Below are 15,622 nucleotides of genomic sequence, written 5' to 3'. Positions count from 1 at the left end.
ACTAATGACATCAAATTTCATTGATTACGTTAAAATCAACTTGCGTTCAGGACGCGGGGGGAGTGGCTCGTCGCACTTTAGACGAGAAAAACACGTTCCCAAAGGCGGCCCTGATGGAGGTGATGGTGGTCGAGGAGGTCATGTCTACATTGTTGGGAATAGCCAGCACTGGACTTTACTTCATTTGAAGTTTCAAAAACACATCATTGCTGATAATGGCAAAGGTGGAGAAGGGGGACGTCGCTCAGGTTTAGAAGGTGAAGATATCTATGTAGAAGTTCCTTTGGGAACCATTGTTAAAGATGCTGAAACCAATGAGTTTTTAGCCGAAGTAACGGAAGAAGGACAGAAAGTATTGTTACTTGCCGGTGGGCGCGGAGGCTTAGGGAATACACATTTTAAGTCATCTACCAACCAATCTCCACGACATGCTCAACCCGGTGAAGCCGGACTAGATCGTTGGGTGATTATGGAATTGAAAGTTCTAGCAGACGTAGGTTTGGTGGGTTTTCCCAATGCCGGTAAATCAACCCTGTTATCTGTCCTTTCAGCGGCTAAGCCAGAAATCGCCGATTACCCCTTTACAACCCTTGTTCCCAATTTAGGCGTGGTTGCTTACCGTGATTATAAATCCTTTGTTGTGGCGGATATTCCGGGTATTATAGAAGGAGCTGCTGAAGGTAAAGGACTTGGCTTGCGTTTTTTGCGTCACATTGAACGAAATTCAATCCTTTGTTTTTTAATTCCTTCGGATGCAGAAAATTGGGGGGATGAGTATAAAATATTGGTTGGCGAACTTGAAAAATACAATCCTGAATTATTGCACAAACGTCGGGTCCTTGTCGTTTCTAAAATGGACTTATCCATTCCCGAAATGGAGGATGAAATGCGTGAAAGTCTGCCAAAAGACCTGCCTCTCGTTTTTATTTCTTCGGTAATAAACACAGGAATACAAGAGTTGAAAGATCTGCTTTGGGAGACTTTGCAAGCGGAAAATAAAGAAGTGGCCAAACAGGTTGAAAGTTCCATGGCTATCCCGAAAATCCAAGCGGATTTCGAGCCGGATACGGAATAAGCGATTATATACCTAATAAAAAAAGGCCGCTCAATCGAGCGGCCTTTTTTTATTGAATTTGTGAGGCCATCAAAGCAATCCCCTCATTAAATGTTCTCGGTTTATAGCCAAGTATTTTTTTTGCTTTCGATAATATAAAGCCTGTTCTTGGTGGTCGTTTAGCAGGTTGAGAAAAGTTGGACGAATCCGCAGGCTTAATCAAATCTTTTGATAAATGATAAAATTCAGCCGTTTTAATCGCCATTTCATAAGGCGTTAATAATTCTTCCCCTGAAATGTTAAAAATGCCTTCAGCTTCCTTTTGAGTGATTAGCCAACAGCCTATTGCTAAATCCTCTGCGAGTGTGGGAGTTCGATATTGATCGGTAACCACATTAATTTGTTTTCCTTCTTCGAGCGATTTTTTTACCCAAAGAATGATGTTGGTTCGGCTCATATCAGGCACTATGCCAAAAACCAAAACTGTCCGCGCTATAGCCCAGCGAATCTTGGAAGCTTGAATGATTTTTTCTGCCTTCAGTTTGCTTTCACCATAAACCGATATGGGATTAGGCAAATCCTCTTCATTATATGGACCAGCCTCTCCGTCGAAAATAAAATCGGTTGACAAATGGCAAAGGAAGGTTTTATGTTTTTCGCAGGCATGCACGATGTATTCCACCGCTTTGACATTCAGTAATTCACAGCCAACTAAATCACTTTCGCATGTGTCTACATTCGTCATAGCTGCCGTGTGAATCACAATGGCTGGCTGGTATTTGCAAAAAATCTCCTCAACAGCAATAGGGTCGGTTATATCCAGAGACTGGTAAGTATATCCGGCATGATTAGGTAAGCGGTTTTCTCCTCGAGCAGTTGCAATTAAATTGACACTCGATTCTTGGCTGAGTAGGTCTACCAACTTTTGGCCCAATAATCCATTCGATCCTGTGATTAGAATGGTTTTTTTCATGATGCTAATTGTTTCCTAATTTCCTGTAAAAGCGATTGCGCGCCTTGATTAATTAATTGTTTGGCAACTTCCATGCCTAATTTTTCAGGATTATCGCCTGTGGAAGATGCCTTTAGCTCAACTTCCCCTTTCAATCCTAAGACACCACCGATTAAATGAATGCCATTTTCATGTTGCTGTGCATGACCAAATACGGGTACACTACAACCACCATCTAGTTGTGCAAGTAAATGACGCTCAGCGACAATGCAGGCTTCTGTGGCCTCATGGTTACAAGAACTTCGAATGACAGCTTGTAAATCAGTTGATAAATGGGTTGAACATTGAATGGCTATGGATCCTTGGCCAACAGCAGGGATGAAGCTATTTACCTCTAAATGTTCAACGATGTATTCTTCCATGCCCATGCGATGGACACCTGCAAAAGCCAATAGCATGGCGTCGCAACTTCCTGCCTTTAATTTTTCAAGTCGTGTTTGTAAATTTCCTCGCATCTCAACAAGATGATGTTGTGGGAATTCTTTGGCAATCATCGCGCGTCTCCGCGTACTCGAGGTGCCTATCTTGGATTTGGTAGAATTTGAAAGTCGGAAGGTGGGGTCAAGACTCAAAACGACATCATGCGCTGCTTCTCGTTTAGTGAAGGCAATTAAAGGTAAATCAGCCGCAAGTTTTGAGGGTAAATCCTTAGCAGAATGCTGCGCAATATCGATTTCACCATTCCGAAGCATGCTCTCTAATTCTTCCGTAAATACACCTTTTGCCCCGATTTTAGCAAGGGATCGATCTTGAATTTTATCGCCAATGGTTACGATTTCAATGATCTCAATTTGATATCCTGCACGTAACAATATATCAGCAATATGGCGCGCTTGCCAAACAGCCAAAGCGGAATTTCGGGTTCCAATTCGAATGGGTTTATTTGTAGGCATTTGCGATTCGAATTATTTGTAAAGATAAATCCAAATGGATCATTTTTGCACGGCCATTTCTTTCCAAATGGTAATGGGCTGTTGATACGTTTTCACTAATTTTTTCAATCGAATTTCGATTCAACGTCTTGGCAAAGTTGGCTATAAATGCTTTTTCTTTTTCTAAGGATTTTATCAACGAAGGAGCATCTGAAATTTGGTAGAGACATTGTCTAAATATATGTAATGCATATTCTAAAAGGCTTTTTTGGTCCTCTTTAGCGAGCCCATCAAACTGGTCAGCGAGGCCAACTAATTTGGTTAAATTCTTTTGGTAAATGGCGCGCATCCAGTCGGCAAACCAGGTGGAAGTACTTAGGTTTTCCGACTTGGCTTTATCGAGCGCCCATGAAATATTTCCTTCGCAACTGATTGCCAAATTTTGCGCGTTTTCGAGGGTTGTTCCGGTTTCTTTTACCAGAAATTCGGCTAAAGATTCTTCATCAACCGCCTGTATAGCGATTCGTTGGGTTCTTGACAATATGGTTGTTAAAAGCTTTTGAGCATCAGCACAAACTAATAAAAATAGGGTAGAGCTTGGGGGCTCTTCCAGGGTTTTTAGCAAGGCATTTCCGGAGGATGGATTCAAAGATTCGGGATTCCATAAAATGACTATTTTAAATGGCGCTTCAAAAGGCTTTAGGCTGATTTTACTGAGCAATTTTCGTGTTTCCTCTACTGGAATATTGCCTTGTTTATTTCCTTCTGCCCCCATCGCTCCAAGCCATTCAGGCAAGGTGCGGTAAAGTGATGTTGTAATAAAGTTTCGCCACTCAGGAAGAAATGCGTCTGATTCAGCCTCTTTAATCTTTTTTGTAGTCACACTTGGGAAAAGGTATACGATATCTGGATGTATGCCTTTTTGAACTTTTTGACAACTTGGGCAAGCACCACAGGAATCTTCACCTTGTCGGTTGGTACAAAACAAAAAAGAGGTAAATGCCATGGCCATGGCCAGCTGTGCACCACCGGTTGGGCCATGAAATAATTGAGCATGTGCAATATGTTCATTAAGAACAGATTGACTCAATTGCTTCTTGGTTTGATCTAATCCGGGGATGTCTTGAAAGCGCATGCGGTTTCCCTATATAAATGAATAGGCTAATTTCGAGCATTTGCTTCCTCTTTCCAAATTTCTTGGATGCTGCCTGGCAGATTTTCTGGGATTTTTTGGTTTTTTGCCTTTATCCAAGCCACTGCATTTTCCTCTGCTCGATCCATTCGATAAGGACCGAAGTTGGGATATTCACCCCAAGTCAATGCTGGGATGAATTTCGGTAAAAATTGACTACCACTAATATTGCAATGATTGCCGATCACTGTGCCCGTATTGAATTTGGTATGAATTCCCGTACAAACAAAATCACCCATGACAATGCCAAAGGATTTACGATGGATATCCCGCAAGGCATTGGTGGAATAGTCATACAGTTGAACTGATTTCAAATCATTACGTACGTTCGAACAGCTTGTTAGTGCCCCTAAATTTGAAAATGACCCAATGATGGAGTTTCCTATGTATCCCTCATGAGCTTTGTTGCTGTTTGGAAAAAACAAACTTGCGCTTATTTCGCCTCCTACTTTACATCCTGGACCTATGGTCGTGTGCGGTCTAATTTTAGCTCCAATGTTCGTAATACTTCCGTCCATTATGGCCGCTGGCCCTTGAATGCAGGTTCCAATCTGGAGGGTAACGTTGGCACCAATGTGAATGGGGCCGTGGCTAGCATCAAGTATAGTCCCTGTTATTTTGGCGCTTGGATCGATGTAGCAATTTTCGGGGTAAATCACGGTATTACCACCTTGTGATAGTGAGACGACATCGATGGTATTGGATTCGATTTCGTCAACTAGCGCCTGGTTATTGGCATCGAGTAATTCTTCTGGGTGCTGAATGTACTGAGGCTCATCCTTTAGGTGTTGAATATGTATGTGATGGGAAGTGGGGGCTGCTGCTCGGTAGGCAATCCATTGTTTGTTCCAATATAAGGCGCTTGATTCGGGTAGTTCTTTGATGCTTTTGAGAACTGAAGCGGTAGGCATTAAGGATCCTAGTATATAGGTATCCGAAGGAATGGTTTGCTGATGCGCACGCCATTTGTCCTGTATCGTTGATAATCCCACCCATAGATCACTTAACCTACGCGCATAGGTCAGCGGCCTCATTTGAAGGCAAATCTTAGAATCGTCAATTAGTTGGCCTGAATTCCACATCTTGCAAATAAAAGGAAAAAGCCTCAACATGAGAACATGATGAGGCTTTTTTTGTATGCTTAATCGAATACTAGTTTTTCGCGTAACGTTTGTTGAACTTATCAACACGACCTGTAGTATCTAACAATACATTTTTACCGGTATAAAACGGGTGTGATTGAGAAGAAACCTCTAGTTTGTAAACTGGGTACGTTGCACCTTCGAATTCTGTTGTTTCAGTAGTCTGAACGCAAGAACGCGTTAAGAACTTGTAATCAGCTGATAAATCGTGAAATACAACTTCTTTGTATTCTGGATGTATGTCTTTTTTCATTTTGATGGTATAATGACGATTCCCTGCCGTCTTTTGTAAAATTTAATTGATTCACTTGGGATAGTGTTTCATGATAATCGGGTTGCAAAAGTAAAACTATTCCACATATTTACAAAGTATTTTTACATATAATTTTCAGTAAAAACAAAGCCAAAAATCGGAGAAAAAAAAATTAAAAAATATTTTATGGTACTTTTCTAAGGGGAATACTGCCATTGGATTTATCTATGGCGCAATGTCATGGTGTATTTTAAATATACAATTATTTTCTCCTATTTTCAGTCTAAAAAATGTTTGCATGGCCCCTCATTTTTTTCTAATTTTACGTAGTGCCCAAGCCGCTGAAAGTGCTTCAATTTTCAGCTTACTAAAAGCAATAAAAAGTAACCGCCAAGATACCGATTTTAGATATAAAATTGGTTTGTTAAATTTAAGAAAAGCAAATTCTTATTGAGGTGTTTTATTGTGTTTTGTATTGGGTGCAACATTATTGATTATTCTAATATTATATTATATAGAAACACATGTACGTAATTAAAAGAGACGGTCGTCGCGAATCTGTCAAGTTTGACAAAATCACAGCTCGCATTGAGAAGTTGTGTTACAGCCTAGATCCATTTTTTGTCCAACCGCTGGAGGTGGCAAGAAAGGTAATTTCGGGTTTATATGATGGGGTAAAGACGACCGAATTGGATAATTTGGCAGCAGAAACAGCAGCATCATTAACAACGAAGCATCCAGATTATGCAACGCTAGCTGCTCGTATCGCAATATCAAACCTTCACAAAAACACGTTGAAGTCGTTTTCTGCGACTATGAAACGTCTTTACACGTACATCGATCCAAAGACTGGACAAAATGCGGCACTTCTTTCGAAGGAGGTATTTGATATCATCAAGAAGAATGCTGTAGAGTTAGATGAAGCCATTATTTACGACCGGGATTTTGGTTATGATTACTTTGGATTTAAAACGCTTGAGAAATCGTATCTATTGAAATTGGATGGTGCTATTGCTGAGCGTCCTCAACATATGTTGATGCGTGTAGCTGTAGGTATTCACGGTACTGATATAGCAGCAGCTATTCATACATATAATTTGTTATCTGAGCGTTGGTTTACACACGCCACCCCAACCTTGTTTAATGCAGGTACTCCGAAGCCTCAAATGTCGTCTTGTTTCCTATTGACAACCCAAGATGATTCGATAGAAGGAATCTACGATACGTTGAAGCAAACGGCTAAGATTTCACAGTCGGCAGGCGGTATTGGATTAAGCATCCATAATATTCGTGCAACAGGCTCCTATATCAAAGGAACTAACGGTACATCGAATGGTATTATTCCTATGTTACGTGTGTTCAATGATACTGCCCGTTACGTAGATCAGGGGGGAGGAAAGCGTAAGGGATCCTTTGCAATATACTTGGAGCCATGGCATGCAGATGTATTCGATTTCTTGGAATTAAAGAAAAACCACGGAAAAGAAGAAATGCGTGCGCGTGATTTATTCTACGCATTATGGATACCAGATTTGTTCATGAAGCGCGTGGAAAGTAATGAGGAGTGGTCATTGTTCTGCCCACACGAGTGTCCAGGTTTGTCTGATGCTTACGGTGAAGAGTTTGAGGCATTGTACCACAAATATGAATTAGAAGGCAAGGCGCGTGCAACTGTTAAGGCACAAGAGCTTTGGTTTAAAGTATTAGAGTCGCAAACAGAAACAGGTACACCTTACATGTTGTACAAGGATCATGCGAATAACAAGTCTAATCAGAAGAACCTAGGTACCATCAAATCTTCGAACTTGTGTACGGAGATCATGGAGTACACTTCGAAAGATGAAGTGGCCGTTTGTAACCTTGCATCATTAGCCTTACCAAAATACGTTCGAACAAACGAGCAAGGTGTGACTGAATTTGATCATGCGAAGTTGTACGAGGTAACCAAAGCGGCAACGGTCAACTTGAATAAAATCATTGATGTCAATTACTACCCAGTTCCTGAGGCGCGTAATTCAAATTTACGTCACCGTCCTATCGGTTTAGGAGTTCAAGGATTAGCAGATGTATTCATCATGTTACGTATGCCTTTTGAATCTGAGGAAGCACAGCAATTGAACAAGGATATCTTTGAGACAATCTATTACGCAGCCATGGAAGCATCAATGGAATTAGCGAAAGTAGAAGGACCTTACTCATCATGGGAAGGCTCGCCTATCTCAAAAGGTATCTTCCAATTTGATATGTGGAACGTGACACCTTCTTCAGGTAACTGGGATTGGGAGAAATTACGTCAACTAGTGGTTGAGCACGGTGTTCGTAACTCGTTATTGGTTGCACCAATGCCAACGGCTTCTACTAGTCAAATCTTAGGAAATAATGAATGCTTTGAGCCATACACATCGAATATTTATGCTCGTCGTGTACTATCAGGTGAGTTCGCGGTTGTTAATAAGCACTTATTAAAAGACTTAATCAAGTTGAACTTATGGAATGAATCCATGAAGAACAAATTGATTTCGGCAAATGGATCAGTTCAAAATATACCCGAGATACCTCAAGATTTAAAAGAACTTTACAAAACTGTTTGGGAGATTAAGCAAAAGACCATCTTGGAGATGGCCGCAGATCGTGGGGCTTACATTTGTCAATCACAAAGTTTAAATATTCACATTCAAGATGTAAACTTTGGTAAGTTAACATCAATGCACTTCCATGCGTGGAAATTAGGCTTAAAAACCGGTATGTATTACTTACGTACGAAAGCTGCTGCTGATGCGATTAAATTTACAATCGAGAAGCAGGCAGAGGTTGCCATCGAGCAGTCCAATGACGTGCATGAAACCGAATTGCAATATGCAGCGCATGCAGCGCAAGCTGCTGCAGCGGCTTCTTTCGAAACAGATGATTCACAGAACCGTGCTGATATGTCATGCTCATTGGATAATCCAGATGCATGTGAGGCTTGTGGCTCATAATTTTATGATCAGTATTTAAGTTAAAATCACCTAGTCGAGAGATTAGGTGATTTTCATATTTTAGGACGTTATGCAATTAAAGAAGGAACTGTATTTTTTCGTATTTCTCGGATTGATTATGCTGGCTCTTTTTTTGCGTGTTTATCACCTTGGGCAATTTAGTTTGTTTTCCGATGAGCGTTCAAGTGTTTTACTGGGTGTTGCCAATACCAATCAAGGTGGCATGGGCGAACTGATGCGCCCCGATAAGACATTTACCCCTGCCGATTTTTGGGCTCCCCGGGGCATAAAATCCTGGTTGGATGCTGATGCCCGAGGTGATGTTAGTGGCAATAGCCTTGTACATGACATGATGCTCAAGCTTTTTGCTTGGTTATTTGGTAAGGGAGATGCCGCAATGCGAAGCGTTTCAGTTTTGTTTAATATGTTGACAATCTGGATCATGTTCCGTTGGGCAAGGCAATTTGTCAAATCAAATGTATGGACCTTGGCCATTGTATTTTTTGCTGCCATCGAACCGTTCTTTGTCATTTATAGTCAGCAGGCCCGCAATTATGCAACGAGTTTATTTTTCGCCACCGCCTCAAATTATTTGTTTTGGCTATTGGTGATAAAAAAGGATGGCCAACTTAATAACAACAAGAAATATCTTCTATTGTGGGTTCTTTCTTCAATTGGGGCCTTGTTTAGCACCTATTTAACCGCATTGGCTTTGGTGGGCCAATTTATCTATATGGCAGTATTTGTGCGTGATCGATCCATCTGGTTGCGCATGACTCTGCATATGTGTCTTATGGTCATTCCATTTATTTCATGGTTTATTTGGGGACCTGCTCGTTATTTTATGGACTTTCAAGCGAATGCAGCAGAACAACTGATCACCTATATTCAGAAAAATGGAGAAATACCGGGTTGGCTTGAATTTGCAAGCCCATCCAATTTATTCAAACGGACAATCTCCATTTTTTCTGACCATTTTTTCTGGACAAATGACTTGTATGCTAAGCATGGATTTAAGATTGGTACGGTACTTTTGGTATGCTTTATCTTTTTACTATTTAAATGGATAAAATCATTGGATCGCTCAAGCCGTGGGGTTTATTTGCTTGGTGTCATTCAAATTGTTTTACCAAGTGTGTTTTTATTTGCCGCTGCAGTTAACGCTGGTACGACTTCAGGATTTTTTCTTCGTTATGCCTGCTTTGGACTTCCTTTTGGAATTTTTATTTCGGTTGGCATATTTGATTATATGTTGAAACAAGCCATCTGGTATCGAATATTTGCGTGTATATTTTTGTTGGCCCAAACCTATCAATTGGTGAGCTTGTTTGTTCCGCTTTATTCTGACCAACACCAAAAGTATACGTTTTCGGTAGGTCGTGGACCTAATCCATATCCGATGATTGCTGCTGCTATTCAGTCAACATATCAAGCGGGTGATACTGTGGTATATCCATCTTCAAAGGCTAATTTATTGGATTCGAAGTACCTTCGGAATTTGGTAATAGATCCCTTGGATGCTCAAAATGTAAATCTGTATTTGAATGAAACGGATTCGTTTATTCAACGCGTAGATCCGTTTATGCAGGATTCGGTCTTGATCAAAAAAGCGAATGGAAAAGTTCTTGTCATTTTTGATTTCAAAAAAGGAAAATACCGATACTGATGAATTCAAAACGAATCCTTGTAGCCTACGGAATTATTTCGTGTATTGATTTGTTCGCTGCGCATTCTCCCGTTCGCTATGTAACAAAACCCTTGTTGATGATTGTTTTGGCAATGTATGTCATGTCGGCTGGCCTTCATTCAACATCGCGGAATAGGCTTTTATTTACCTTGCTATTTGCTTGGTTGGGGGATGTTTTTCTTTTATTACCAGGTAATTCTGCGCTTTATTTTCAATTGGGCCTTGGTTCGTTTTTGATTATGCAACTGGCTTACATTCGACAATTTATTCAATGGGGAGCTTGGAAATTCTCCTACATGGTATTTCCTGTTTTCGTTTATGTAGGCAGTTTTTTAGGCTTTTTGTATCCACATTTATCATCATCCTTGTTGGCCCCTGTCATTGTATATGCTTTCACGTTAGGCGCTATGCTCTATTTTGCTTTTCAATTACGTAGCACTCAACTACGTTTTGGGGCATTTTTATTTGTGGTTTCAGATAGTTTATTAGCTTTTGGTAAGTTTTATTTTGAATATCCTTGGAATTCTTGTGCCGTGATGTCGACATATATACTTGCTCAATTGCTACTGACATATGCATTGTGTAAATTGCATACTCAGCGAAAATCGTAGATGTTCATGGATGCTCAGGTTCTTAGTCAATTAGCAACTCAATTACAAGGTGCTTTGCATACGGATTCCGTGATGCGAACACTTTATGCGACGGATGCATCTGCTTATCGCGAAATGCCAATGGGCGTTGCGCTTCCTGAGACCATTCAAGATATTGAGACTTTGATTCACTTTGCTGATGAGCATAAAATCCCCTTGATTCCGCGTACAGCTGGTACTTCTTTAGCAGGTCAGGTGGTAGGAAATGGATTGGTGGTGGATGTTTCCAAGTATTTCGATCGAATTCTGGAGGTAAATGTTGAAGAATCTTATGTCTGGGTTGAACCTGGTGTTGTGCGCGATGTGTTGAATGTGGAATTGAAAAAGCACGGATTATTTTTTGGGCCGGAAACTTCTACCGCTAACCGTGCGATGATTGGTGGGATGTTGGGAAATAATTCATGTGGTTCCAATTCCGTTATTTACGGGTCTACGCGCGATCACGTTTTGGAGGTTGAAGGCTATTTATCTGATGGTACCTTTGTTCATTTCAAAGCAGAGGATCCTGCTGAAACTGTTCAAAAGCTGCAGCCGGGTTCGCGTTTACATACGATTTACGCGCAGACCCTTGCGGCACTTTCGAATCCGAAAAACCAAAAGAATATTCAAAACGAATTTCCTAAGCCAAGTATCAAGCGAAGGAACACGGGGTATGCTGTTGATATGTTATTGAATACGAATGCCTTCATCGCAGATAAACCCGCATTTAACTTTTGTGCCCTTTTAGCTGGCTCAGAAGGTACTTTATGTTTTGCGACGCGCATTAAGTTACACGTTGATCCTTTACCTCCCACGCATTTAGGCTTAGTTTGTGCACATTTTAACACCATAGATGAGGCATTGCGTGCAAATTTAATTGCCTTGCGATTTAATCCTTCTGCTTCTGAGTTGATGGATCATTATATTTTGGAATGCACCAAAGCCAACGCAGAACAAAGCCAAAATCGGTTTTTTGTTGAAGGTGACCCAGGCGCCATTCTTGTTGTCGAATTACGTGCTGATAATGCAGACGATTTAGCGGCTCAAGCTAAAGCAGTGGAGGAAGCGATGCTTTCGGATCATTTGGGGTATCATTTTCCTTTCGTAACAGGTGCTGATGTGAAGAAGGTTTGGGATTTACGAAAGGCTGGATTAGGACTTTTGTCAAATTTACCGGGGGATGAAAAAGCCGTTGCTGTTATTGAAGATACGGCCGTAGATGTGCATGATTTGCCTGCGTTTATAGCTGAGTTTAATGAAATTTTAGCAGCGAATAATTTGTATTGTGTGCATTATGCTCATGCAGGATCCGGTGAGTTGCACTTGCGTCCGATTATTAATCTAAAGACTGAGGAGGGGCATAAGCAATTCCGTCATATTGCGGAGGAGATAGCTCAATTGGTCAAGAAATACCAAGGTTCACTTTCAGGGGAACATGGTGATGGGCGATTACGTGGTGAGTTTATTCCATGGATGGTGGGGGAGGCCAACTATCAATTAATGCGTGAATTGAAGTCATGGTGGGACCCCAAGGGGATATTTAATCCCAATAAGATTGTAGATACGCCTCCAATGGATACGTTTTTGCGGTATGAGGCGGGTCAGCAAACCCCGGAGTTTAAGACGGCGTTCCGTTATGAGGGCCAAGATGTTTTGCAACATGCCGAACAATGCAATGGTTCTGGCGACTGTCGGAAGACACCTGTATCGGGTGGAACTATGTGTCCTTCTTTTATGGCGACACGAAATGAGAAAGAAACAACCCGTGCCCGTGCTAATATTTTGCGTGAATTTTTAACACGTTCCACGCAGCCAAACCGATTTAACCACAAGGAGATTAAGGAGGTGATGGATTTGTGTTTGGCATGTAAAGGTTGCAAAGCAGAATGTCCTTCCAATGTCGATGTTGCCAAATTGAAAATGGAGTTCTTGTATCAGTACCAAAAAGAAAATGGAACACCTCTGCGAAGTAGGTTGGTAGGACATTTTGCCTCTATCTCATCTCTCGCTTCTCGTGTACCGATCCTATATAATTGGGTGATGAGGACTCCTTTCTTGCGTCGTATTTCGAATAAGATTGTAGGCTTCCATCCTGATCGTACCATGCCATTAATTGCTAAGCAAACCTTGCAGTCTTGGTTGAAGGGACGTAAGCCTATTCAGTCTTCCAAATCCTTGTATTTATTTGTGGATGAATTCACGAATTATAACGATGCTGACGTGGGGCGAAAAGCGGTTCTCTTATTGGAAGCTTTGGGATATGAAGTACGCACACTTGCCCATCCAATTTCAGGACGTTCGTTTTTGTCGAAGGGGATGTTGGATGAGGCGCGAACACTCGCACAAAAGAATGTTGAATTATGGTCAGGCCTCATAAGCACTGAAATTCCTTTAGTGGGCATAGAACCATCGGCCATTTTAACATTCCGGGATGAATATCCGGATTTAGTTTCAGATGCTTGGTTGGAAAAAGCGCAGGCTTTAAGTAAAAATGTTTTGTTGCTTGAAGAGTTTATTGCACGGGAGGCTGATGCCAAACGTATAGATCGAACGCTTTTCCGATCTGAAAAGAAGTTATTGAAGTTGCATGGGCATTGCCAACAAAAATCCATGAGTTCATTGGTTGCTGCTAAAAAAGCCCTCTCATTGCCTTCAAACTTTGAAGTACAATTAATCCCTTCGGGATGTTGTGGCATGGCAGGCTCTTTCGGGTATGAGCAGGAGCATTATGATTTGTCGATGCAGATTGGGGAATTAGTGCTTTTCCCTACGGTACGTTCTCAACCCGCTGAAGTTGAAATCGTTGCTTCTGGCACGAGCTGCAGGCATCAAATTCACGACGGTACGCAACGCCATGCGAAGCACACCGCCGAGATATTATTTGAGGCTTTGGTTTAAAATTTCCACCGGACAAAAGCTTCCATGGCCTCATATTCAGCTAAACCAAGTGCGTTGTAGATATGAGCTGTGCCTCGGTTTCGTTCTTCAGCTCTTTGCCAAAATTCACGGGAATCTTCTCCTTGGAAAACGACACCGTCTTTTTGTGATTGGTGCTTGAAAATACCCATCCGTTTTTTGAATACTTGATCAGGTGACATAGGAACAGCCATTTCGATTTGGTCGATATCCCACTCAGCCCAAGCTCCTTTATAAAGCCAAACCCAGCAGTTTTTCATATACTCTTTGTGCTTTATTTTTTCAATTGCTTGGAAAATGGCATCTAAACATACCTTATGAGTTCCGTGCGGGTCAGCTAGGTCGCCTGCTGCATAGATTTGATGGGGTTGAACCTCTTCGATGATGTCAATGATTAATTGAATATCAGCCTCACCTAGGGGCTTTTTACGAATGGTACCCGTTTCGTAGAATGGCATGTGAAGGAAATGGGCATTTTCTTTCTTGATACCCACAAAACGACAGGTGTTTTTGGCTTCACCTTGGCGAATTAATCCCTTGATTTCTCGTACGGCGGGAATGTCCAATTCAGAGTCTTTTTTATTCTTTAAAAATTTGACAGCCTCTTTGTAAATTTTATTCGCTTTGGCGTTTGAGCTTTCAAATTTTTCATTGAAATCCACAACGAATTCGGCGAATCGAAGTGCTTCATCATCGGCTACCGCAATATTTCCAGATGTTTGATACACCACATGGACATCATGTCCTTGGTCGTGTAATCGCTGGAAAGTTCCTCCCATCGAAATGATATCATCATCCGGGTGGGGGCTAAAAATAATCACTTTTTTCTTTGCAGGAAATGCTCGCTCTGGTCGATTCGAATCGTCGGCATTCGGTTTTCCACCGGGCCAACCCGTGATGGTATGCTGCAGGTAGTTAAATACTTCGATGTTGATGTCATACGCCTGGCCATACAAGGAAAGAAGATCCGACATGCCATGTTCGTTATAATCTTTACTTGTTAGCTTTAGTACAGGTTTCCCAAGTTGGAGCGAAAGATGCGTCACCGCTTTTTTTATCATATTTCGATCCCAATTGACACTATCGACGAGCCAAGGTGTTTTTATCCTAGTTAGCAAAGAAGCTGCTGTTTCATCTAAGATGAAAAGCGTATTAGGGTGCTGTTGTAGGTAAGTAGCCGGAATATCGGATGTGATAGGTCCTTCTACTGCTTTAGCAACACTTTGTGCTTTATGTTCGCCCCACGCCAGCAAGACAATCCGTTTGGCCTGCATGATTTTGTCAATTCCTAGGGTAATGGCCTTTTTAGGCACTTTTTCTAATCCCCCAAAATCAATAGCGGCGTCTATTTTTGTGGTGATGTCGAGGGTCATCAAGCGCGTTTTTGAATTGATGACCGAGCCAGGTTCATTAAAACCTATGTGACCATTTCGGCCTATACCTAGGAGGTAGAAGTCAAAGCCGCCATGTTTTTCAATTTTAGCTTCGTATGCTCGGCAAAATTCAGGTATTTGTTCAATGGTCAGCGTCCCGTCAGGAATATGGTAATTTGTTGCTGGGATATCGATGTGATCGAATAGTTGTTCGCGCATGAAACGGACATAACTTTGAACGGAATCGGGCTCCATAGGATGATATTCGTCCAAATTGAAGGTGATAACATTTTTAAAACTTAAGCCTTCCTCTTTGTGCATCCGGATTAATTCCTGGTATACTTTTTTGGGCGAGGAGCCAGTGGCAAGTCCTAAAATGGTAGGTTTCCCCTCCTTGTTTTTTTCTTGGATCAGGTTTGCAATTTCTTGTGCTACCGCTTTAGATGCATTTTCTGAATCATCAAATATGTGTGTGGGTATGCGTTCAAAACTAATGGCTTGTTCCATGGTGATT

Annotated in this window: 11 protein-coding genes; 5 read left to right on the top strand and 6 right to left on the bottom strand. The window is 41.4% G+C overall.

Annotation, left to right across the window (positions count from 1 at the left end):
• The first annotated feature begins 4 nt into the window (after nucleotides 1-4).
• Nucleotides 5-1,075 (top strand): GTPase ObgE, encoded by a 1,071-nt coding sequence (gene obgE, locus ACIQZ2_RS01350; protein WP_395767036.1) that lies wholly within the window; start codon nucleotides 5-7, stop codon nucleotides 1,073-1,075.
• 49 nt (nucleotides 1,076-1,124) lie between these two features.
• Here the strand turns inward: obgE and ACIQZ2_RS01345 are convergent, their stop codons facing one another.
• The 5 genes from ACIQZ2_RS01345 to ACIQZ2_RS01325 form a co-directional block, all read right to left on the bottom strand.
• Entirely contained in the window at nucleotides 1,125-2,027 is a 903-nt protein-coding gene (locus ACIQZ2_RS01345) for an SDR family oxidoreductase (protein WP_395767035.1), read from the bottom strand.
• A complete protein-coding gene (hemC, locus tag ACIQZ2_RS01340) occupies nucleotides 2,024-2,959 on the bottom strand; it encodes a hydroxymethylbilane synthase (protein WP_395767034.1) in 936 nt (311 codons plus the stop codon). Before hemC ends, ACIQZ2_RS01345 begins: the two co-directional genes overlap by 4 nt.
• Nucleotides 2,946-4,073, bottom strand: a complete 1,128-nt coding sequence (locus tag ACIQZ2_RS01335) for an ATP-binding protein (protein ID WP_395767033.1) — start codon at nucleotides 4,071-4,073, stop codon at nucleotides 2,946-2,948. The genes hemC and ACIQZ2_RS01335 overlap by 14 nt, the downstream gene beginning before the upstream one ends.
• Before the next feature lie 26 nt (nucleotides 4,074-4,099).
• Nucleotides 4,100-5,212 (bottom strand): putative sugar nucleotidyl transferase, encoded by a 1,113-nt coding sequence (locus ACIQZ2_RS01330; protein WP_395767032.1) that lies wholly within the window; start codon nucleotides 5,210-5,212, stop codon nucleotides 4,100-4,102.
• A 70-nt stretch (nucleotides 5,213-5,282) separates the two neighbouring features.
• On the bottom strand, nucleotides 5,283-5,525 hold the full coding sequence (locus tag ACIQZ2_RS01325; RefSeq protein WP_315576023.1) for a type B 50S ribosomal protein L31: 243 nt from the start codon (nucleotides 5,523-5,525) through the stop codon (nucleotides 5,283-5,285).
• Between the two features lie 524 nt (nucleotides 5,526-6,049).
• Between ACIQZ2_RS01325 and ACIQZ2_RS01320 the strand changes: the two genes are divergently transcribed.
• The 4 genes from ACIQZ2_RS01320 (at nucleotide 6,050) to ACIQZ2_RS01305 (ending at nucleotide 13,717) form a co-directional block, all read left to right on the top strand.
• The gene (locus ACIQZ2_RS01320) at nucleotides 6,050-8,503 is read left to right on the top strand and encodes a ribonucleoside-diphosphate reductase subunit alpha (protein WP_395767031.1); all 2,454 of its coding nucleotides are present in this window, start codon (nucleotides 6,050-6,052) and stop codon (nucleotides 8,501-8,503) included.
• A 118-nt stretch (nucleotides 8,504-8,621) separates the two neighbouring features.
• Nucleotides 8,622-10,169: a glycosyltransferase family 39 protein gene (locus ACIQZ2_RS01315; protein WP_395767030.1), complete on the top strand. Its 1,548-nt coding sequence runs from the start codon at nucleotides 8,622-8,624 to the stop codon at nucleotides 10,167-10,169.
• Nucleotides 10,169-10,801, top strand: coding sequence for a lysoplasmalogenase (locus ACIQZ2_RS01310; RefSeq protein ID WP_395767029.1), 633 nt, complete (start codon nucleotides 10,169-10,171; stop codon nucleotides 10,799-10,801). Before ACIQZ2_RS01315 ends, ACIQZ2_RS01310 begins: the two co-directional genes overlap by 1 nt.
• Before the next feature lie 6 nt (nucleotides 10,802-10,807).
• Nucleotides 10,808-13,717, top strand: a complete 2,910-nt coding sequence (locus tag ACIQZ2_RS01305) for an FAD-binding and (Fe-S)-binding domain-containing protein (protein WP_395767028.1) — start codon at nucleotides 10,808-10,810, stop codon at nucleotides 13,715-13,717.
• Here ACIQZ2_RS01305 and nagB read toward each other — a convergent pair.
• Nucleotides 13,714-15,615 (bottom strand): glucosamine-6-phosphate deaminase, encoded by a 1,902-nt coding sequence (nagB, locus tag ACIQZ2_RS01300; protein ID WP_395767027.1) that lies wholly within the window; start codon nucleotides 15,613-15,615, stop codon nucleotides 13,714-13,716. The genes ACIQZ2_RS01305 and nagB overlap by 4 nt on opposite strands.
• Between the last annotated feature and the right edge of the window lie 7 nt (nucleotides 15,616-15,622).

This window comes from Aquirufa sp., assembly GCF_044342065.1.
GTDB lineage: Bacteria > Bacteroidota > Bacteroidia > Cytophagales > Spirosomataceae > Aquirufa.
The sequence above is the reverse complement of the archived record's forward strand: the minus strand, read 5'-3'. Positions and strand labels throughout refer to the sequence as shown.